Origin of the sequence: Okeania hirsuta (genome assembly GCF_003838195.1) — a bacterium.
GTDB lineage: Bacteria > Cyanobacteriota > Cyanobacteriia > Cyanobacteriales > Microcoleaceae > Okeania > Okeania hirsuta.
The window spans coordinates 1-21,364 of record NZ_RCBY01000041.1; the positions used below are offsets into that span (position 1 = coordinate 1).

A 21,364-nucleotide genomic window follows, 5' to 3' on the forward strand; every position below is an offset into this window, starting at 1 on the left:
TAATAATTAATAATTAATAATTAATTATTACCTCTTCTTTTCAAGGAGAGGATTGACTAATAATGAAAATTTTTCTTTATTATCCCCTTAAAAGGGGAGGCGCATACCCACAATTTTTCGGTAAGAGAGCGACAAAACTCTCCAAAGAATCAATTAAAACTACAGTATTGTTTTCTAGTAGGGGTGAAACTGTGATATTAAGTTTACCCCTCAATTTTATCAATCAAAACAAACCAATATTCAATTCACAGCAACCAACTTCATTGCCAAAATTTTATTAATAGTATCTTCAACAGCTTTATCTGGGGTTGAAGCGCCAGAAGTCACACCCACAACTACCTCACCTTCAGGTAACCAACCTTCAGATATTTTTACCTCACTTCCTAAAGGTTTATGTTCAATTCTATTCCCAGATAAAATTCTGTTAGCACCATCAATATGATAGGAAGGAATGCCATTTTCTATTGCCATTTCCTGTAAATGAGTCGTATTAGAAGAATTAAAGCCTCCTATTACTACCATTAAATCTAACTTTTCATCAAATAAACCTGCCATTGCATCTTGTCTTTCTTGAGTCGCATCGCAGATAGTATTAAAATTTTGATAATGCTCATTTAATTTATCTGGTCCGTACTTTTTCATCATTGTTCGTTCTAGCAACTTTCCTATTTGCTCAGTTTCACTTTTCAGCATAGTAGTCTGATTAGCAATACCAATTTGTTCTAAATCTAAATCTGGATCGAAACCTTCAGAATAAGCATTTTTAAACTTATCTATAAATTCATCACGGTTGCCACCATTAAGAATATAATTACAGATATATTCTGCCTGCGATTTATTCAGAACTATCAAATATTTATCAGCAAAAGAGCTAGTAGCTATAGTTTCTGCATGACTATATTTACCGTGAATAATAGAAGTAAATTTTTTCTTTTTGTGTTTTTCAACACTGTTCCAAACTTTAGAAACCCAAGGGCAAGTAGTATCAACAATTTGACAATTTTTCTCCTTTAATATTTGCATTTCCTGAATACTTGCACCAAAAGCAGGTAATATTACAACATCATTATCTCCAACTACAGAAAAATCTTTTTTACCATCAATTACAGGGATAAATTTAACTTTCATATCCCTCATATCTTGATTAACAGAAGGATTATGAATTAGTTCATAAGTAATCCAAATTTGTTGGTTAGGAAAATGTTGACGAGTTTCATAAGCTATTGCTACTGACCTTTCAACACCCCAACAAAAACCAAAAGCTTTTGCGAGTTTGATAGTAACATCCCCTTTTTGTAGGGTATAATCATTATCTCTAATTTGTTGGATTAAGTTACTTTGATAAACAGACTGCATAACTGTGGCAACTTCTTCCCCATGACCAAACCCTTTGCGGTTATAATTCTCAGATTTTTTTAGTGCTCTGGTAAAAGCTTTTGTATCCATGATTATTTTCAACCCTTGATAAATCTCTTTTATCTTATAGCAATTAGTACTTATAGCGTTACGGGTAGGGAGCAAGAACTAGGAAAGAGGAAGCAGGAATGATAGAGAAAAAAATGTTTTGATCTCTAATTAAGCAGACATGGTATAAATTACACATAAACTGGTAAGTCGATGGGCAGAAATAAATATAATATGTTCCTAGTTTAGGAGATTTTATAACTACCTAATACCTGAAATAAAATTGGTATGATTTTCTGAATATTCCACATTCCACATATGAGTATAATCAAGTATTACAAAAACTGGTGAACCGCTAATTATTTCTATCAAATTCAAAAAAAATAGTTACCGAAAAATTCAGTTTAAAGCTTCCCCATTTTAGGGGGTAATTTGTGTTTTGATATAAAAAGTGGAAAGTTATTCAAGCACTTTGAGAACTAAAATTATGGAGTTTTGCATAAAAAGGCTTATGTTATAGAAAAACTCTTTACCTAAAATTTATGGCCTAAAATCTCCCCTTTTAAGGGTATAAAAAGCGGTCGATATTCGGAGCTTCCTGTAGGGTGGGATGGCTAGGAAACCTGCTCTTGCAGAGCCACTCCGCTAACGCCATATCCAATCGACCAAGAGAAAGAATATTTCAGATTTCAAGCCTCTTATTTCAGCTAGATTTACTGATAACTGATAACTGATAACTGAAATTACTTATACCAACTCTCAAAAGTAATGCTTTACTTAAGTAAAACTTCAGTTATTAAATAATTAATACAGACAAAATCCATTTTTGCTAATTAGCAGCTCAGTTAATATTAATTATTTTTATGTTTACTCTGTAGGAACGTTGCATGCAACGTCCCTACTCCCCCACTCAATAAAATGTAGAAAAGTTTTTGAGAAATGGTATTACATAGAATCCGGTTATACAGTATATGTTTATAATTCTATCCACACTTCAATATTAAATCTCCCCCTAACCCCATATTCCCATCCTGGGAGGGGTTATATCATGTTCGGACGGGTCAGTTATATTGAAGAAGGAGACAGGAGACAGGAGACAGGAGACAGGAGGAAAATTACATGGGGATTCTAACCCCAAGTAATTTTGAACACCTTGTAGACGGTGGGGTATTAAACCCACAAAGAAAATGATAAAATTGAAGGACTCCGGGTATCAACAGTACCAAACAAATACTTAAATTATCAATACTATTCTCGAATATTTGTTCTTTTTCTCCAATATTTCCTCCTGACTCGGTCCTCCAGACTCCTGACTCCTCACAACAGTCATTTATAAGTATTCAACCGAACATGATATTAGGGGTTGGTCCCCATATCCCCACCCCCAAATATATGATAAGTATTCAACCGGATTTGATATTACTGGGGTTCTTCTAATCTCATTTTGCTATACATTTGGATCGCCGTACTCCAAATTTGATAACCATTATCATTTAGATGCAGACCATCGGTACTAAGATCCCCTCGGAGAAAACCTTGAGAGTCTGTAAATAGTGGGTGAAGATTTAAAAAAAATGCTCCTTCATCATCAGCTAACGCTTTTAGGCTACGATTTATTCTTCTGATGCGACTATTAGGTAGTTGTAAAAGATAATCGCGACCTTCCCAGATAGCCGCCTCTCCACTATGGGGTAAAATAGATTGGATAACTATTTGACTCCCAGGATGAATGTATCGTAATTCGTTAATAATTCTTCTTTGATTTGCTAAAATCGCCCAATCGCTTTCTCCATGAATTAAATCATTAATACCAATCATCACAAAAATTGTTTCTGGCCTCGTACTATCAAATAAATAAAGTCGCTTCAATAGGCCAGACGAAGTTTCTCCAGAAATTCCTTGATTTAACCAGGTTCTATCTCTAGGGAGAAGTTGCGATGGAAACCAAAGACTCAAAGAATCTCCCACCATAACAGTTAGACGATCAGGACGATTTTTAGCTGCAGCGATCGCCTCTCGCTGTAACTGTTCTACCCATTGTGCATAAGTCCATTTATGGTTTCTGCCAATAGCCAGAAGCTCTTTCCTCGCTTCCCCAAATAGTGGACTTGGTCTATTAGTTCTAATCCTATCAGTAGCATAGTTGATTGTAGCATTTGCTTGAGGCTCTTCTGACAATTTGTAGTCATTCATAACTAAAGTGGCCACTGTTAATAACAGTAGCCCGTTAGCAGCTAAAGAACACCAAGCCCAAGTTGGAACATTTTTAGATAAAGTAAACACCGTAGCTGAATTAAATTAGTCTCCGATACTGAAGTAACTGATTTATGGCTATGGCTATTTTACCTAGAATTTTCCCATTAGTGTTTTTGCACTATGCCAGTACCAAGGGCATCAGGTTCCTTCATAAACCCTGTATAAGCTTCCATACCATGTTCAGCAATATCCAAGCCTTCAAATTCTTGTTCTCCATGGACACGAATACCTGTAGTAGCTTTCAAAGCCAGCCAGAAGATAGTACTCATAATCACTGTAAACAATCCTACAGAGATAATACCTATGGCCTGAGTCAAAATATTAGCATCTTCAACGAAAATACCAACAGCTAAAGTACCCCAGATTCCACAGACTAAGTGAACTGATGTGGCACCTACTGGGTCATCAACTTTCAACTGGTCAAACAAAGGTACAGAAAACACAACAATGATGCCAGCAACAGCACCGATAATTACTGCCTCTAAATAAGATACGCCATTACAACCTGCTGTAATACCTACCAGTCCAGCTAAAACGCCGTTAATAATCATTGAAAGGTCTGGCTTACCATCTTTCAACCAAGATGTAATAGTTGCGGTAGCTCCCCCTGCTGCTGCTGCTAAATTTGTAGTTACGGCGATATAGGCCACATTTTCGTTTGCTGCTAGTTCTGAACCAGGGTTAAAGCCAAACCAGCCGATCCACAGAATTAAACAGCCCAAGGTAGCAAAACCCATATTATGACCAGGAATAGCTCTCGGTTGGTCATCCTCATCATATTTGCCCATTCTTGGCCCTAAAATATATGCTCCGACCAGTGCTGCCCAACCACCCACTGAGTGGACTGCTGTTGAACCGGCAAAATCACCGAAGCCCATTTCAGCTAGCCAACCACCACCCCAGATCCAATGTCCGGTAATGGGGTATGAAATACCTGTGATTAACAAGCTAAAGAATAAAAAGGCACTAAATTCAATCCTTTCAGCTACAGCGCCAGAAACAATGGTGGCTGCCGTAGCGGCAAAAGCTGCTTGGAATAGAAAAAATACAGGCAATGGTAAACCAGAAGGAAATGGGTCTAGTCCGTAGCTAGTAGCTTCCCCAGTTAGGAAAAAACCACCCCCACCAATGAAGGGATGGTCCCCAGCAAACATTATGGAAAATCCTATAGACCAATAAACTAATGTAGCTAAGGCAAATACAATTAGGTTTTTTGCTAAAATATTAACTGCATTTTTATGACGACAAAAACCTGTTTCTAACATTCCGAAACCAGCATTCATAAAAATCACAAATATTGAAGCTACCAAAATCCATATTGAGTCTAATACCCCTTTGACATACTCTGGGGTTAATTCTTGGTCTTGAGCTGTGGCAGCTCCTGCCCATAACGCAATAATTATGAATACTAGGGGTATGCAGGCTAATGTCGCAGGGGAAAACCATCTTGTCCGATCTAACCTGTTTATCAGTGCTGTCGGTTCTAAGAAACTGCTATATCTTGCTGATAATAACTGTTTCTTTTTTGTTCTATTGTTCTTGAACTTTACTTTAGATTTCATTGTGAGAACTAATTAATAGTTTACAAGTGAAAATAGCGCATCAATTCTTGTATAGATTTTCTGTATCTCTTGCTACTTTTATTTGATTTAGTAGCAATAGCTGTTTGAGTCTTTTCACAAAAGTCTCTGCCTGTAACAATACCAATTATTTGTCAGATTTTTGCTCTCAAATGTTTGCAATTTAATTAAATTTGTGTTAAATATTCCTGGTACCCCATTTCCTCTAATTTAGTTTGTTTGTCCATTACTGATTCAGCTAGGGTCTGACGATATTTTTGGACTCGTTCTAATAATTCTGGTTGGTGGGATGCTAATATTTGAATTGCTAATAAACCAGCATTTTTAGCATTGCCGATCGCTACTGTGGCTACTGGTATTCCTCTTGGCATTTGTACTATAGAGTATAGGGAGTCTATACCTTGTAATGTTCTGGTTTGTACAGGGACACCAATTACCGGTAGTGGCGTTAAAGATGCGACCATCCCTGGTAAATGTGCTGCACCACCCGCTCCGGCAATTATGACTTTTAATCCTCTTTGATGGGCAGTTTGGGCATATTCAAACATTCTCTGGGGCGTGCGGTGGGCAGAGACAATGGCGACTTCTGAGGGGACTTCAAATTCTTCACAGATAGCGATCGCTTCTTTCATTGTGGGCAAGTCTGAGTCACTGCCCATAATAATTCCGATGATTGGGTTCATATTTATAGGAGTTTTCATTAAAAATACAGAGATTTTAGCTTAAAGGCAGAAGGCAGAGGGCAGAGGGCAAAAGTTTTGTAGTCTACCTTTGTGAAAAGAAAATTTTTATAATATCATCAGGACTTACGCAAAGGCACTATGTATAGAGTATGATAACTATTGTCCAATAGTTGTGAGCGCTATATATAGCATATCTGCGTAAGTCCTAATCATGTCCGGATAATTAGCGATCAAAAAACTTTCTCCTTTTCCTCCTCTTCTTTCTTTCCTCCTGACTCCTGACTCCTAACTCCTAACTCCTGACTCCTGACTCCTGACTCTTTCATCGTTATTCCCAGAAACCAGATTTTTTTAATCATGTTTAGAGGCTTTTCCTAATCCTAAACTACTTAATATAAATAACCCGAATAATATCGACGGTTCAGGAACTGCTTCAATGCGATTAAAGGTTATAGGTGTGCCAAATAACAGATTACCATTACCATCAAAAATACTATCTAAAGAGTCAATACTATTAGGCTGAATAACAATATCAGAAACAACTGTACCTCCAGGAAAAGTCGTTGAACAACCTTCAGGGTCGTTAGTCCCTACATAGGTATTAGAAACAAAAGAAAGGTTGACTTCACAGTTAAAATCATCTAAATTTGTAGCATTAATAAACTATTCATATTCAGGGCGATCGCATAAACCAAATAAAGAAGTTTCGTTGAGGAAACGATTAATACTAATAGTAACTTGAGAGTCATTATTACTAAAAAAAGAATACAAGCGCACCCGAAAAGGAAATCCTCCTGTTGTTTGTTCTAAATAAACAGTTTCTGTATTTTCCATCAGGTCACTGCCAATAAGTTTAACCGGACAATTTGACATTGTAATCTGAGGAATCATAGGATTATCAGCAACCTGTTTAGTATTATCAAATAAGCCAGTGAACCATTGTGATACCTGCTCCACTTGAAATAAAATGGGAGGCATCATAGTTGCAGCATGACTTTTTTGAGCAAATGTCACACTTAAAAGTAGAGTGCTTAGAGTACAAAATTTAAGTTGATTTATCTGCATTTTTCTACACTTCTTTTCATCAAAAATATCTTATTAAATTGCCACCTAGTTTAACACAGATTCTAATATTTTCCTAACTCTAATTTTTCTTGAAATTTTAACTTAAGTAGGTGAGCATAAATAAACGTAATATTAAAGGGCGGGTTTTTAGAACTCGACCGTACTGAAGTCAAAGCTTTTGGTTAAACCCGCCCCTAAACTTTTTTGAACATTTAATTTAGAACTACCTACTTAAGCTCGTGAATTTAACTACTAGAATTATTAACGCTAAAGTCCCTGGTGATCAAAATCTACAGCAGATTTTAATCGACTCTACTGGCAATATTAAACAAATTATCCCTCAAACAGAAGAACTTTTACATACCTCATCTGCCACTATTGATGTTCAACAAGATTGGGTTTCTCTCGGTGGGTTTGATTTACAAATTAATGGTGCTTTAGGTTTAGCTTTTCCGGAAGTAGATGCAAATTCTACTACTAAAATACAGGAGATTTGTCAGTATTTATGGCAACAAGGAATAGATGCTTTTTTGCCCACTATTGTCACAACTTCTATAGATAATATTCAGCGATCGCTCCAAATCTTCCACAATTTGGCCTCACAACCTCAAGACCCAGAAATGGCAAAAATTTGGGGTGTTCATTTAGAAGGTCCTTTTCTCAATCCAGAAAAGCGAGGCGCTCATCCATTAGAATATTTACTACCATTAACGCTCAAAAATGTCAAAGAAGTTTTGGGAGAGTATGCTGAGATAGTTAAAATCATTACTTTAGCTCCAGAATTAGACTCCACAGAAACAGTTATTCCCTATTTAAAAAATCTAGGAATTACAGTTAGTTTAGGGCATTCTCAAGCCACAGCAAATGAAGCAGAAAAAGCTTTTAAACTTGGAGCTTCAATGGTGACTCATGCTTTTAATGCGATGCCGAGTTTACATCATCGAAAACCAGGTTTATTAGGGGCAGCAATTACAAATTCGGATGTTATGTGTGGTTTAATTGCTGATGGTCAGCACGTCTGTTCAACAATGATAGAAATTTTGTTGAAAGCGAGTCAATATCAACAGGGAATATTTTTGGTTAGTGATGCTTTATCACCCTTGGGATTACCTGATGGAATTTATCCTTGGGATACTAGAGAAATAGAAGTTAAAAATGGTACGGCAAGATTAAAAGATGGAACTTTATCAGGAACAACTTTACCTTTATTAGTTGGGGTTAATAATTTGGTGAAGTGGGGAATTTGTGATATTGAGACGGGAATTTATTTGGCGACTATTGCACCCCGGAAGGCGTTAGGAATAGATAGTGAAATTATTGGTAAGTCTGGGAAAAATTTATTGAGATGGAGGGTAACGAAGTCAGAAGTCAGAAGTCAGAAGTCAGAAGTTATTTTTGTAACGAGGATTTGAGTTGGCAGAGAATATTTAGAGTTTGCTGAAAAAAGCAAAATGTGGGAAGTGTGGGGAGGGTGGGAAGACCGAGAAAGTAGTCGGAAGAATTGTTCGGGAGATTTTTCTGTTCCGGAATACTTTTGGAACGGGATGCTACCCAAGGGCAAACCACAGTGCCTCAAAAAAAAATCTGCTGAAAAATTTGGCAAGACAGATAAAGTCGGAATAATTGTTCGGGAGATTTTTCTGTTCCGGAATACTTTTGGAACGAGATGCTACCCAAAGGCAAACCACAGTGCCTCAAAAAAAATCTGCTGAAAAATTTGGCAAGACAGATAAAGTCGGAATAATTGTTCGGGAGATTTTTCTGTTCCGGAATACTTTTGGAACGAGATGCTACCCAAAGGCAAACCACAGTGCCTCAAAAAAAATCTGCTGAAAAATTTGGCAAGACAGATAAAGTCGGAATAATTGTTCGGGAGATTTTTTTGTTCCGCAATACTTTTAGAACCAGATGCCAACCAAAGACAAACCATAGTCCCTCAAAAAAAATCTGCTGAAAAATTTGGCAAGACAGATAAAGCCGGAATAATTGTTCGGGAAATTTTTCTGTTCCGAAATACTTTTTAAAACTCAGACAAAGCAATATTTTCCCTCTTCCCTCTTCCCTCTTCCCTATTTCTTCCTGAAGTAATCGGAAGAATTGTTCGGGAAATTTTTTTGTTCCGCAATACTTTTGGAACGAGATGCCAACCAAAGGCAAACCATAGTCCCTCAAAAAAAATCTGCTGAAAAATTTGGCAAGACAGATAAAGTCGGAATAATTGTTCGGGAGATTTTTCTATTCCGGAATACTTTTAGAACCAGATGCCACCCAAAGGCAAACCAGAGCATCTCAAAAAAAATCTGCTGAAAGCTATCTGTAGTAGACTGACACAGCTAAAACTGTGCAATAGATTTGTGTCTTTATCTCCCCTACTCCCCTACTCCCCCACTCCCCCACTTCCCCACTCCCTAATGCACCATTTAAGGTGTGTCAGTCCAGTAGGGGGCGCAATTCGGAGCTTTGCCTTAGCAAATGCCATTCGCCCCTACTAGATATGGCGCTTGGTGCGTAAGCCTTGTTAGACAAAGCAATATTTTTCTTCTTCCCTCTTCCCTCTTCCCTCTTCCCTCTTCCTTCTTCCTTCTTCCCTCTTCCTTCTCAATTACAATTTAACGCCACATTCAGGACAGAAATTATGAGTAACACTATTTTGTGCCCCACAATTACTACAAGTAATGAACTCCACAGCTTGTTCAAGTTGCTTACGAATAGGTAAACCAACCATTTGAGCATTATTCTTACCAGGCGCTATCATTGGATAACAATTCTCATCCTTAGTCACACGAACATCCATCAATACAGGTCCATCGTGAGCCAGCATTTGAGCGATCGCCTCTTTCAGCTCCTCCCGACAAGAAATCATCATACCTTTAATTCCATAAGCCTGAGCCAACATCACAAAATCAGGCATTCCCACCTCCATATTAGAAGAAGAATAGCGCTCACCAAAAAATGCCTCTTGCCATTGACGCACCATACCCTGCCAGCCATTATTAATAATTACAGTTTTAACATTAATGCCATACTGTGCCAGAGTCCCCAACTCCTGAATATTCATTTGAATACTCGCATCACCAGCAATACAAATCACCTCCCGGTTTGGCAGTGCCACCTTTGCCCCCATAGCAGCAGGCATCCCATAACCCATAGTCCCCAAACCTGCACTAGAGATCCATTGCCGAGGCCCATTTTTCAGAAATTGAGCAGCCCACATTTGATGCTGACCAACATCAGTTGTATAGTAAGCATCTGGAGCCATTTTGCCGATTTCGTTAATTACCTCTTGGGGTGAAATACTATCTGAATGTTGGGGGGCAACTAAAGGATAATCTTGTTTCCAGCGATTAATCTTTTCTAACCAAGGCTGAGTTTGATCGGGATTAACTAAATCTCCTGTTTCTCGACAACGACGCAGCAAGTCTATCAAAACTTGGCGTACATCCCCAACAATAGGAACATCAGGAGTCCGGTTTTTACCTACTTCTGCCGGGTCAATATCAATATGAATTACTTTCGCATGACAAGCAAATTCGTCTAACTTTCCAGTTACCCGGTCATCAAAACGGGAACCAACAGCAATTAATAAGTCGCACTCACTCACCGCAAAATTAGCATAGGCAGTACCATGCATTCCTAACATTCCTACTGATAGGGGATGATGTTCGTTAAAAGCACCTTTACCCATCAAAGTAGTAGTTGCAGGAATATTAAAATGTTCTGCTAATTCTTGAATTTCTGCATGAGCATCTGCGGAGATGGCACCACCACCTATATATAGTAAAGGACGGCGTGCCTCTAGCATCAAATTTACTGCTTGGTTAATTTGCCGGGGGTTGCCTTTGACAGTAGGACGGTATCCAGGTAGTTTGATGGAACCTGGTTCTACGGGTTCATAGTCAAATTCTTCCAAACCTACATCTTTGGGAATGTCAATCAAGACTGGGCCAGGACGACCTGTACTAGCAATATGGAATGCCTCAGCAATAATTCCGGCCATATCCCTTGGGTCTCGGACAACATAAGAATGTTTAACAACTGGTAGAGTAATGCCATAAATGTCTGTTTCTTGAAAGGCATCAGTACCAATCATTTTTCGGCCGACTTGGCCTGTAACTACTACCATAGGAATTGAGTCCATGTGAGCAGTAGCTATGCCTGTTACTAAATTTGTGGCTCCGGGACCTGATGTAGCAAAGCATACACCTACTTTACCAGTGGCACGGGCATATCCATCGGCGGCATGAGCAGCTCCTTGTTCGTGTCTGACTAGAATATGCTCTAGGTCTCCTGCTGCTTCTGAACGGTAGAGTTCGTCGTAAATTGGTAATATTGCACCCCCGGGATAGCCAAATATGTGTTTGACTCCATGACGCTTGAGACTATCCATTAGTGCAAAAGCACCCGTTGCTCGTTTTAGGGTAACTTTAGTTTGTAATTGCACAGGCAATTCCTCTCTAGATACTATTATGTATAGTTAAAAGTATAATTTTAATCAAAAATGAGATGTAATAAAAAGTCTTTTTTTACATAATTTATAAAAAACTTTAAGATTTTCTAACAAGAGTAATTTTTTCGGTATTTTTAAGATTTTAGAAGCCTACTCAAAAAACTGCTGAGTAAATGTATTTTTCTTAATAAATGAAGGCAGAGGGAAGAGGGCAGAAGCGGTCAGACCCCGCGTCGGCGTCAGACGCAAGGGAATGCTGACCAAGAGAGGAGCAATTGGATGGAGTTTCTGACCCCAACAAGCTTGTAGGCAACGCGAGTGACGATGGGGTTTTATACCCTTGTTCCCTTCGGTCACGGGCAGACAGATGGCAGGAGGAACAATTCCCTTCTGCCTTCTGCCTCCTGCCCTCTGCCTTTCCTGATAAGGCCCACTTGGCGACGATCTGAAAAGATGTCATCCTGATAAACGAGTAAACTTAAAAATTAAGTGTAAGGAGTGAATAACTTGAAAAAAGTAGAAGCTATTATTCGGCCTTTTAAGCTGGACGAGGTTAAAATTGCTCTCGTTAATGCTGGTATCGTGGGTATGACTGTTTCTGAAGTCAGAGGTTTTGGGCGTCAGAAGGGTCAAACTGAAAGGTATCGTGGTTCTGAGTATACGGTTGAGTTTTTGCAGAAACTCAAGGTTGAAATTGTAGTTGAAGAAGACCAGGTGGATATGGTTGTTGAAAAAATTATTTCTGCCTCCCGTACTGGTGAGATCGGTGACGGTAAGATTTTCATTGCTCCAGTAGATAGAATTGTGAGAATTAGGACTGGGGAAAGTAATATAGAAGCAATCTAGTTTTAGAGAGAGGTTTTTTCGTGTTAGGTGATAGGTAGTTAGAAGTTACTTTGAGACTTCTGGCAAAGAAAAATTTATGATTTTTGTCTTGTCATTTATTTGATTTTCAATTTGCTTAAGAGGTCTAATAATTGAAGTGTCAAAACTTTTTTATACCTCAAAACCTAACATTTAACGTCTAGCTTTTGTTAGACCTTCTAAAAACATTTATTGTAGTTATAGCTGTAGGTTGAATTGAGGGAAAGTAACTGAAACAAATGTGGTTTTTTTTGTTGAGTATTACTGCCGTTTTTCCAACCTACGGTATATTAATAAATACCAACATCAATGCCAAATTCTTTACTTATTTCCTTCAGAGGAGCAGCATAATTTTCCAATATTTTCACTCTCTGCTCATCGGTAATCCGAACAGGTGCATATACAATTTTTGGTGCCAATACATCAAAATCAACAAACTGAAACATTCCTCTATGAATAGGTCGTAGAATTCCATTAATATCGCCGTTGAAACCTCCCTTAATATAGATATCTTCCATACCACCTGTGGTCAACGACAATAACGCCCGTTTTCCCTGAAAAACTCCTGTTTCATATATTCGACCGCCGCCATAAACGCGCCCCATAGCAAAAACACGGTCAACCCACCCTTTGAAAACTGCGGGTAAACCAAACCACTACAACGGAAATTGCCAAATCATTAGGTCACACCACTCAATTTTCTCTATTTCTGAGTCTATATCTTCGGCAAAACTATTCATTTCAGTGGCATATTTTTCTTCAAGTTGTAGTTTGAGATAATTTGGATCTTTGACAGTTTTAAAATTTTGTCTGCTGGAAACAGGATTAAAATTCATTTCATGTAAATCTGAAGTTTTTACCTCATTCCCTGCATCTACTAAAACTTCACAAACTTGACGAAACATTGCACCGTTAAAACTCTGGGGTTCAGGATGCCAATACACAATTAATACTTTCATCTTTTGGTTTTTCTATCCTGAGAATATTTTGAAAATTATTAGCTTTTTAGTTTATCTCAGGGAATAGGGAACAGGGAACAGGGAACAGTGGAAAAAACATTGGCTAGTCTAAGATTCATAATTAGCAAGTCCTAACTGCTCTGGCTATTGCTATACATTCAATCACCTATATATAGATGGCTAGTCGGAAAATTCCTAACCATATTTGTAGGCAGTCTGGAGTTAGGATAAATATCTAAATTAGAGAGATAAAACCTGTTGTACTTATAGCTAGTTTATGAGCTAGTTTATGAAATTTTCCACATTTTTGATGGCTATCCAAATTGTTCCTAAACCTATAGCTAATTAAAATAAAATTGTAATACTAATTATTTATTATCTCGTTTTTTTGATTCTGTGAAAAATTAAATTTTTTTATCTTTTTCCTTTGGGTTTAATATCCCGCACCTCATGAGCGGTGTTTACAATTGCTTGGGGTTTGAGTCTCCATCCACTTTTTCCTTCTTCCTTCTTAGTGAAATGACCTTTTACTATTGCTGGAATTTTTGGATCGAGCTACAGGGTAAAAGCAAAGAAAATATAAATATTCCTTCAAAATATATCATAAGTATAATTAATTAAGGATAAACTAGGGAAAAATTTGTTCTCCAAATGTTGATTTCTATAAGCATTCATTTTTCAAAACTGAATAAAATAATAAAAATGTAATTTTGAGTTAATTTGAATTGAAAGCTTTATATCTGATACAGTTGCTAGTGAGAATAGTCAAGTTAACGAAGTCAGAAGTTAGAAGTCAGAAGTTACTTTTTTAACAGGGATTTGAGCTTCGCTCCAAAAATATTTTGCCAATCAAGGCGGGGTTTTAGACCGATATTATTTTGATAAATATGAAAATACAGAAGAATCAAGAATATAGCTATCAAGTAGGTAATTATTTAGCATTAGAACATCCCACTTATGTTAGACGCTCGGTAGATAAAGAGTTATTTAATGCTTTGAAGAAAGGTGAATATTGTTATGTATTAAGTTCTCCACAAACGGGAAAATCAAGTTTAAAAATTAGAACAATACAACTGTTGCAAGCAGAAAATATTATCTGTATTGCTTTAGATATGACTAGAGTTAATAATAAACTTTTGACTCTAGAAGAATGGTATGAGCAAATAATTTTGACTTTAGAGAATACTTTTTTATTTCCTCGGCATTTCCCGGAATTATGGTGGGAAGAAATGGCAGATTTACCTGCGGATGAAAGATTATTTATTTTTATTGAAGAGGTATTGTTAGTTAATACTCAAAATGAGAAGATAGTAATTTTTATAGATGAAGTTAATGATGATAGTGTTGTTAATTCGGGCTTTAGTAGTTTAGGGGTATTAATTGATTATTGTCTTGAGGAAAGAACAAATAATCCAAAATTTCAACGCTTAACATTTGCTTTGTTAGGAAAAACTATACCCGATAATTTAATAGATAGATGTAGATTTATTGAACTTAATAGTTTCAAAAAAGAAGAAGTAGCTCATTTAGTACAGCCATTTAAAGGCATAGTTAAACAGCCACTACAAGTTATAGAAAAAATATTATATTGGTCGGGTGGACAACCATTTTTAACGCAAAAACTGTGTCAAATAGCGATTGACTATCTGGGAGAAAGAAGAGGAGAAGAAAATTATAATGAGATAGCTTTAATAGAAGATTTAGTAAAAATTTGTGTTATAGAAAACTGGGATTCACAAGACTACCCAATTCATTTCAATAAAATACAAAATCTTTTGCTGAAGAATATACAGAAATCTACCAGTCATTTAGAAATATATCAACAAATATTAAAACATGGTAGATTAAGACCGCCTGGTCAAGATAATCAAAAATTTAAAAATGATGCGATCGCTAATAATAGATGGGAAATTAAAGAATTATTGAGGTCTGGTGTAGCGAAAATCAATAATGGTTTTTTAGAAGTATACAGTCCGATATATGCAGAAATTTTTAATCAAGAATGGGTACAACAATATTTACCAACAGTAACTAATTCTGCTCCTCAAACTAATCCTCAAATATTAGAATTAAATGACCGGGAAAAAATATCTCTAATGATACCTGATTTCTCTAATATTGAAGTTAAAGAAACTAATCAAATAAATAATAATGGCTTGATTAAGCCAGAGGATATACCAGTACAAAAAAATCAGAATCACACCGAAGAAGGAAGAAGGAAGAAGGAAGAAGGAAGGAAGAAAAAGTTGTTGGGGTTTGAGTCCCTATCCAATTTTAAACACCCTGTAGATGGCGGGGTATTAAACTCAAAAGAAAAAGATAATAAAAATAATAATTCAAATGAAATTCAGGTTCAGCCACAACATGAATTAGGAGAAATAACAGCACAAAAAAATCAGAATAATCCCAATAATATTCCGCTTCAGCCACAACAGAAACAACAGGAAATACCAGTACAAAAAAATCTGGATCACAGGGAAGAAGGAAGAAGGAAGAAGGAAGAAGGAAGGAAGAAAAAGTGGTTGGAATTTGAGTCCTCATCCAATTTTAAACACACTATAGACGGAGGGGTATTAAACCCAAAAGAAAAAGATAATAAAAATAATAATTCCAATGAAATTCAGGTTCAGCCACAACAGGAATTAGGGGAAATAGCAGCAAATAAAATTCAAAATAATTCCAACAATATTCAACTTCAGTCACAACAGAAACAAGCAGATAAACCAGCAAAAAAAGTTAATAACAAAGTTCAGAAAAAACAGATAATTCGGAAAAAAGTCAAAACATCTTCAAATCAGCAGAATAAACTCAAACTAGGAGCGGCGGGTTTAGTTATAGTATCAATAACAGCAATGACAGTAGTTGGTTGGGCAAGTAAACTTTTTAAAGATACACAAAACCAACTTCAAAGAACAGAATATCAACTAGAAAAAGCACAGTATGAACTTCAAGAAGCACAAGAAGGTACAAAACTAGAACACAAAGGAATTAGTGCTTTAAGAAAATTTGAAATTGCAGAAATAGAAGCATTACTATCAGCAATGCAAGTTGGAAAAGAACTAAAAGAATTAGTTGGAGGCGATCGCCCACTTCAATATTATCCAGCTACAAGTCCCATATTTGCCTTACAACAAATACTCAACAATATTCACGAGAAAAATCAAATTCCCAACGTCAAAAAAATTACCATGAGTCCTGATGGCCAACTACTCGCCACAGTTAACAATGATGGTACAGCCAAAATCCTCAAATACTCAGGTCAGTCTGTAGCTCAATTAAGAGGACATCAGGGCAAAGTTTCTCACATTAAATTTTCACCAGAAGGAAACATTCTAGCTACAGCAGGAGATGATAGTACAGTTAGAATCTGGGATTTTCTGGGTAAGCAGCAAGTAGAACTAAAAGGCCATGAAGGTCAAATTTGGCAAATTACTTTCAGTCCTGATGGTAAATATATAGCTACAGCAGGAGAAGATGGCACTGCAAGAATTTGGAATATATCAGGCAAGAAAATAGCGACTCTCAAAAAACATCAAGGTCGAATCTTAGATGTCACATTTAGCCCTGATGGTAAATATATAGCTACTGCTGGATGGGATGGGACTGCGAGAATTTGGAATCGATCCGGAAGACAGTTGGCCAGACTCAGGGGGCATAAAGGTAGCGTCGAAAAAGTAATATTTAGTACAGATGGTCAACGTTTAGCCACTGCTGGATGGGATGGCACAATTAGGGTTTGGCGACGTAGTTCCGGTAAACTACTAACCAAACTTAAGGGAGGTGAAGGCGGGATCTGGAATGTTAGCTTTAGTCCGGATGGCAAAAGTTTGGCTACAGCAGGAGAAGATGGATCAGTCGCGATCTGGGATACTTCAGGCCAAGTATTATCAAAACTTCCTGGACATCAAGGAATTGTCACCAGTGTTAGTTTTAGTCCGGATGGCGAACGTTTAGCTACAGCAGGTAGTGACGGTAGTGTGAAAATTTGGAACAAGAATGGTAATTTGTTAACCAATCTTAGAGGACATCAAGGCAGGGTTTGGGAAGTTAACTTTGACGCTGATGGACAACGACTATTAACTTTAGGAGAGGATGGTACGGGTAGAATTTGGGAACTAGAAGGTAATTATGAGACAACACTCAAGGGGAACTCCGATATTTTTGGGTCAGTAATTTTTAGTTCTAATAGTCAGAAGTTAGCAACAGCAGCAGTTGATGGTACTGCCCGTATTTGGGATATTTCGGGAAAACCTTTAGCTCAATTCAATGGATATCTGGGAATGTTTGGGGATATGAGTTTTAGTCCTGATGGTCAACGTCTAGCTACTGCGGGAGATAGTGGTCAGGGGAGAATTTGGAAGATTTCAGGAGAAGAGTTGATAGAGCTAAAAGGTAAAAAGGGCAGAGCAAAGCAAATTGGTTTTAGCCCAGATGGGCAACGTTTAGCAACGGTGGGAGAAGATGGTGTTGCCCGCATCTGGAATAATTCTGGTCAACAGTTGGCTGAGTCAAAAGGGCATAATGGTCGTGTGTTGGATGTGGTTTTTAGTCCAGACGGACAATATATTGGTACTGCTGGAGAGGATGGTATTGCCAAAATCTGGGATAGTTCTTTTCAGCTTGTGTCAGAATTGAAAATTCTTTCAAGTTGGGTCGAGAGTATGGCTTTTAGTCCATCTGGAAAGTACATAGTGACGGGAGATAGCAATGGGGTAGTCAAAATTTGGGATTTTTCGGGGAATCAAATTGCTGATCTGAAGGGCAATATAGGTAGTGTGAATAATTTGACTTTTAGTGCTGATGGGGAACAGGTGGCTAGTATGGGCAAAGATGGAATGGTAAGAATTTGGGATATTACTGGACGTCAATTAGCTCAATTTGAGAATGCTAAGGCTTTAAGTTTGGATGGTAAATATGTGGCAACTTTGGTGGATAATAATTTACAGTTGTGGCGCGTGAAAGGATTGAATGATTTGTTGAAAGGTTCTTGTGATTGGCTTCAAAATTATTTTATTACTCATCCCAAGGTGAAGGAAGATTTAGAAATTTGTGAGTAGTTTAATCAGTTATCAGTTATCAGTATTCAATTTCTAATTGAGCATTTTAGACTGAAAACCAGACACTTTTTTCGACCCCAAAAAGGTACTTGTCTTTATATATCAATGCTTTTAGATTTCATTAGGGCTTGCTGATTAAATATCAAAGCATTGACAGATATTGGTTTGAAGAATTTGAGGAACTGCTGAAATATCAGCTTTTCGGTGGATGGAGTGGAAAAAGTGAGGATTTTTTTGTAATGACGAGAGAAAAACTCAGGGGCAATGATGAACGACTACCTCTTGTACAACTCCCCGTTCATCCGCTCCTCTTAACTACTCCCTACTCCCTACCCTAACAAAAAGACTTTTGAGCGCAAACCCTAATTAGCAAGCCTTAATTATCCCAAAATAGTATTAGTATTACTCAAGATTTTAATTTGTTAGAAGTTTCTGTCTTTTCCCTACCTCTCCTACTCCCTTACCGAATAATTAAGGTTTAAAGCCTTTCCTTGAAAAAAGAAACAAGCAGTCGTTAGGGGAAATTATTAATTATTAATTGTTGAATATATTTAGGATAAAAATATGACTAATGATAGACCTCTTTTCAGTATAGAAAAAGGCTGGGAAGTTGTTCAGCGCGAGGCCAACTCATTGCACGTTGTAGTAGTTGGAAAAATCAAAGGATTTCTCGATCCAGAGGTTTTGAGGCGATCGCTGTTATTAGTTCAACTTCGGCATCCTCTATTAAATTCTCATATTGTCGGACCTTTGGATAACTTAATGTTTAAAACTGAAGGTACAGAGAAAATACCTTTAGAGGTTATTTTGAATCCTGAATCTGAATATTGGCAAACTATTTTTGTGAATGAGTTAAACACAAAGTTTGAAAACAAAAAAGTCTTGCTAAGAGCTACTCTGATTAAATCAAGTGAAGACAGTACAACTAATTATTTGATTACCAGAATTCATCATTCAATCACAGATGCTATTTCTGCTGTTCATTTATATTCAGAGATTTTGAGTTTTTGTCAAAAAATTGTATCAGATAGCCAAATTCCTGAAGTTGATAAATTAACACCCCCTCCCTCTATGGAAGAAATAATTAATGATTACACCATAGAAAATAATGCAGAATTATCAACATCAAATCAACCAATAGATACCCTTCCTTTTGAAAAATATGTACCTCATCAACAACGTACCTGTGGATTTATTCAAAAACAATTAAATCCCAGTTTGACTCAAAAACTTATTCAACGTTGTAAACAAGAAAAAGTTACTGTTCAAGGAGCTATTTGTTCGGCAATGATGTTGGCATTAGCTAAACATTTAGAACCAAAAGATAAAGACTTTTATTTTAGTTGTGTTTCCGCTGTAGACATGAGAAGAAAAGTAAATTATCCTATTGGTGATGAACACATGGCTGTCTTAATTTCTTCTTTAAATTCTTTTTACATAGTTAATGAGAAAATGTCATTTTGGGATTTGGCAAAACAAGCTACAGAACAAATTAAAGCAAGATTAAAAACACCGGAAATTTACAATAATGTTTTTTCTTTGTGTCAATCTTTAGAATACTGTTTAGAGAATCCTGAAAAAACTCTTAGTTCTATAATAGTCTCTAATATTGGCAAAGTGAAAATTCAATCTGACTATGGTCAGTTTGAGTTAGAATAAATTAGTTTTGGTGCATCAATAACTATTTTGGGTAGCGTTTTTGATGTTAGTGTTTCAACTTTTCAAGACAAAATAACTTTTAACTTTGTATACACTCAACCTTTAATTAGTCAGACTGTTATAGAAAAGCTAATTAAAGACTCAATGGAATATCTAGTGGTATCTTTTCATTAATTGATAATTGATAATGGATAATTGATAATTACCTCTGGTTAAAACCGTTATTGATTGAATATAAGGAGATCTTATTTCTTTTTTTTTCCCTTAAAAGGGGAGGCTTTAAACCAAAATTCTTTAATTATTAATTATTAATTATTCGGTAATTAAATTAAGAGATATAACTAAATATCACTATGTCCCCAGAGACTATAACGCAGTGGAAGGTTTGTGGAGCATTCCGTAGGAAAGCAATCTCAAGAGTTGGGAGTAATATTATTTTCAGATAATTTTTCAGGTAATTAGTTATAAAAAAGTCTTTGTTTGTATTTGTACTTTAGCACCAGAAATATAGCAACACTAAAGCGCAACTACAAGCTTCTATTACAAGTATTTTACAAAACATGATATAATTCATTCCTAACTTACTTACACAACCTAAGATATATAAAATTATGCTAAATTCAATACAACGATTTTCATGGCAAAAAATTATCTCTGCTTTATTGAGTTTTTTATTGGCAATATTTTTATTACTACTAATAGCTACACCAACTGCTTTAGCAAGTCTAAATGATGATAGATTTGATGGTAATATTTTTGCCCTTTATGCGGGTAATGGTTCTCTTGTACCTGCTAGAGTAACATTAAACGAATCTCTCAAAAGTTCTAAACCTGCTCTATTAGTCTTTTTTCTAGATGATAGTAAAGATTGTAAACAATTTTCGACTGTAGTTTCTCAACTTCAAGCATTCTATGGTCGTGCTGCAAGTTTTATTCCTGTTAATGTGGATGCTATTATTACTCCTGTTACTGATGATTCTACAAAATCAGCTTATTATTATGAAGGATTTGTACCTCAAACTGTTTTAATTGACCAAGAAGGAAAAGTTGTTTTAAATGCTAAAGGTCAAGTTGCTTTTGAAAAAGTAGATGATGCTTTTCGAGAAGTTTTTGATTTATTACCTCGCTCTGAGTCTGTTGAACTTAAACGTAGAATTGTTAATGAGATAAATATTGAATTGAGTAATTAGATAAGCATTTCCTACGGACTGCTGCGCAAACAGCGGTCAGCTATCAGCTATCAGCTATTAATTCATTTATTACAGCGCTTTTCGCTCTTGATGAACCACATCTTAACAAGCAAAACCTTGTAGGGGGCGTTCCATGGAACGTCCTTACTGTAGTTTACCCAAATGAAAAACTCTGTAATTCATTGCCTTTAATGTCTTTT

General features: G+C 36.5%; 14 protein-coding genes and 2 pseudogenes. 7 read left to right on the forward strand and 9 right to left on the reverse strand.

Going from position 1 to position 21,364, the window contains the following annotated elements; translation table 11 throughout:
- Positions 1–240: 240 nt before the first annotated feature.
- A complete protein-coding gene (locus D5R40_RS09650; RefSeq protein WP_124145911.1) occupies positions 241–1,446 on the reverse strand; it encodes a 4-hydroxy-3-methylbut-2-enyl diphosphate reductase in 1,206 nt (401 codons plus the stop codon).
- A gap of 784 nt (positions 1,447–2,230) precedes the next feature.
- On the opposite strand from D5R40_RS09650, the gene D5R40_RS34930 reads away from it, so the two are divergent.
- A complete protein-coding gene (locus D5R40_RS34930) occupies positions 2,231–2,536 on the forward strand; it encodes a hypothetical protein (RefSeq protein ID WP_124145912.1) in 306 nt (101 codons plus the stop codon).
- Positions 2,537–2,823: 287 nt separating this feature from the next.
- Here the strand turns inward: D5R40_RS34930 and D5R40_RS09660 are convergent, their stop codons facing one another.
- The 6 genes and pseudogenes from D5R40_RS09660 to D5R40_RS39370 form a co-directional block, all read right to left on the reverse strand.
- Positions 2,824–3,687, reverse strand: a complete 864-nt coding sequence (locus tag D5R40_RS09660; protein ID WP_240039061.1) for an SGNH/GDSL hydrolase family protein — start codon at positions 3,685–3,687, stop codon at positions 2,824–2,826.
- A gap of 77 nt (positions 3,688–3,764) precedes the next feature.
- A complete protein-coding gene (locus D5R40_RS09665; protein ID WP_124145913.1) occupies positions 3,765–5,222 on the reverse strand; it encodes an ammonium transporter in 1,458 nt (485 codons plus the stop codon).
- 185 nt (positions 5,223–5,407) lie between these two features.
- A complete protein-coding gene (gene purE, locus D5R40_RS09670) occupies positions 5,408–5,941 on the reverse strand; it encodes a 5-(carboxyamino)imidazole ribonucleotide mutase (protein ID WP_375339375.1) in 534 nt (177 codons plus the stop codon).
- 212 nt (positions 5,942–6,153) lie between these two features.
- Positions 6,154–6,282: a hypothetical protein gene (locus D5R40_RS40900; protein ID WP_275670404.1), complete on the reverse strand. Its 129-nt coding sequence runs from the start codon at positions 6,280–6,282 to the stop codon at positions 6,154–6,156.
- Positions 6,275–6,415 (reverse strand): PEP-CTERM sorting domain-containing protein, encoded by a 141-nt coding sequence (locus tag D5R40_RS42510; RefSeq protein WP_375339376.1) that lies wholly within the window; start codon positions 6,413–6,415, stop codon positions 6,275–6,277. The genes D5R40_RS40900 and D5R40_RS42510 overlap by 8 nt, the downstream gene beginning before the upstream one ends.
- Positions 6,392–6,988: pseudogene (locus tag D5R40_RS39370) on the reverse strand (chromophore lyase CpcT/CpeT); the annotation flags it as partial. The pseudogene D5R40_RS39370 and the gene D5R40_RS42510, both read right to left, overlap by 24 nt.
- Before the next feature lie 239 nt (positions 6,989–7,227).
- Between D5R40_RS39370 and nagA the strand changes: the two are divergent.
- Both nagA and D5R40_RS09690 read left to right on the forward strand, forming a co-directional pair.
- A complete protein-coding gene (gene nagA, locus D5R40_RS09685; RefSeq protein WP_124145916.1) occupies positions 7,228–8,400 on the forward strand; it encodes an N-acetylglucosamine-6-phosphate deacetylase in 1,173 nt (390 codons plus the stop codon).
- 39 nt (positions 8,401–8,439) lie between these two features.
- Complete coding sequence (locus D5R40_RS09690; RefSeq protein WP_124154563.1) at positions 8,440–8,700, forward strand: hypothetical protein; 261 nt, start codon at positions 8,440–8,442, stop codon at positions 8,698–8,700.
- A gap of 890 nt (positions 8,701–9,590) precedes the next feature.
- On the opposite strand, the gene ilvB is transcribed toward D5R40_RS09690, so the two are convergent.
- Positions 9,591–11,429, reverse strand: a complete 1,839-nt coding sequence (ilvB, locus tag D5R40_RS09695; RefSeq protein ID WP_124145917.1) for a biosynthetic-type acetolactate synthase large subunit — start codon at positions 11,427–11,429, stop codon at positions 9,591–9,593.
- A gap of 513 nt (positions 11,430–11,942) precedes the next feature.
- Here ilvB and D5R40_RS09700 point away from each other — a divergent pair.
- Entirely contained in the window at positions 11,943–12,281 is a 339-nt protein-coding gene (locus D5R40_RS09700; RefSeq protein WP_124145918.1) for a P-II family nitrogen regulator, read from the forward strand.
- Positions 12,282–12,589: 308 nt separating this feature from the next.
- Here the strand turns inward: D5R40_RS09700 and D5R40_RS39375 are convergent.
- Positions 12,590–13,258: pseudogene (locus D5R40_RS39375) on the reverse strand (NAD(P)H-dependent oxidoreductase).
- 887 nt (positions 13,259–14,145) lie between these two features.
- On the opposite strand from D5R40_RS39375, the gene D5R40_RS09710 reads away from it, so the two are divergent.
- From D5R40_RS09710 to D5R40_RS09720, 3 genes are all read left to right on the forward strand, one after another.
- Positions 14,146–18,315 carry a WD40 domain-containing protein gene (locus D5R40_RS09710; RefSeq protein WP_124154564.1) on the forward strand — a complete coding sequence of 1,390 codons (4,170 nt, stop codon included), beginning with the start codon at positions 14,146–14,148 and terminating at the stop codon, positions 18,313–18,315.
- Between the two features lie 564 nt (positions 18,316–18,879).
- Positions 18,880–19,974, forward strand: a complete 1,095-nt coding sequence (locus D5R40_RS09715; RefSeq protein ID WP_124145920.1) for a phthiocerol/phthiodiolone dimycocerosyl transferase family protein — start codon at positions 18,880–18,882, stop codon at positions 19,972–19,974.
- Between the two features lie 611 nt (positions 19,975–20,585).
- Positions 20,586–21,164: a thylakoid membrane photosystem I accumulation factor gene (locus D5R40_RS09720; RefSeq protein WP_124145921.1), complete on the forward strand. Its 579-nt coding sequence runs from the start codon at positions 20,586–20,588 to the stop codon at positions 21,162–21,164.
- The last annotated feature ends 200 nt before the right edge of the window (positions 21,165–21,364 follow it).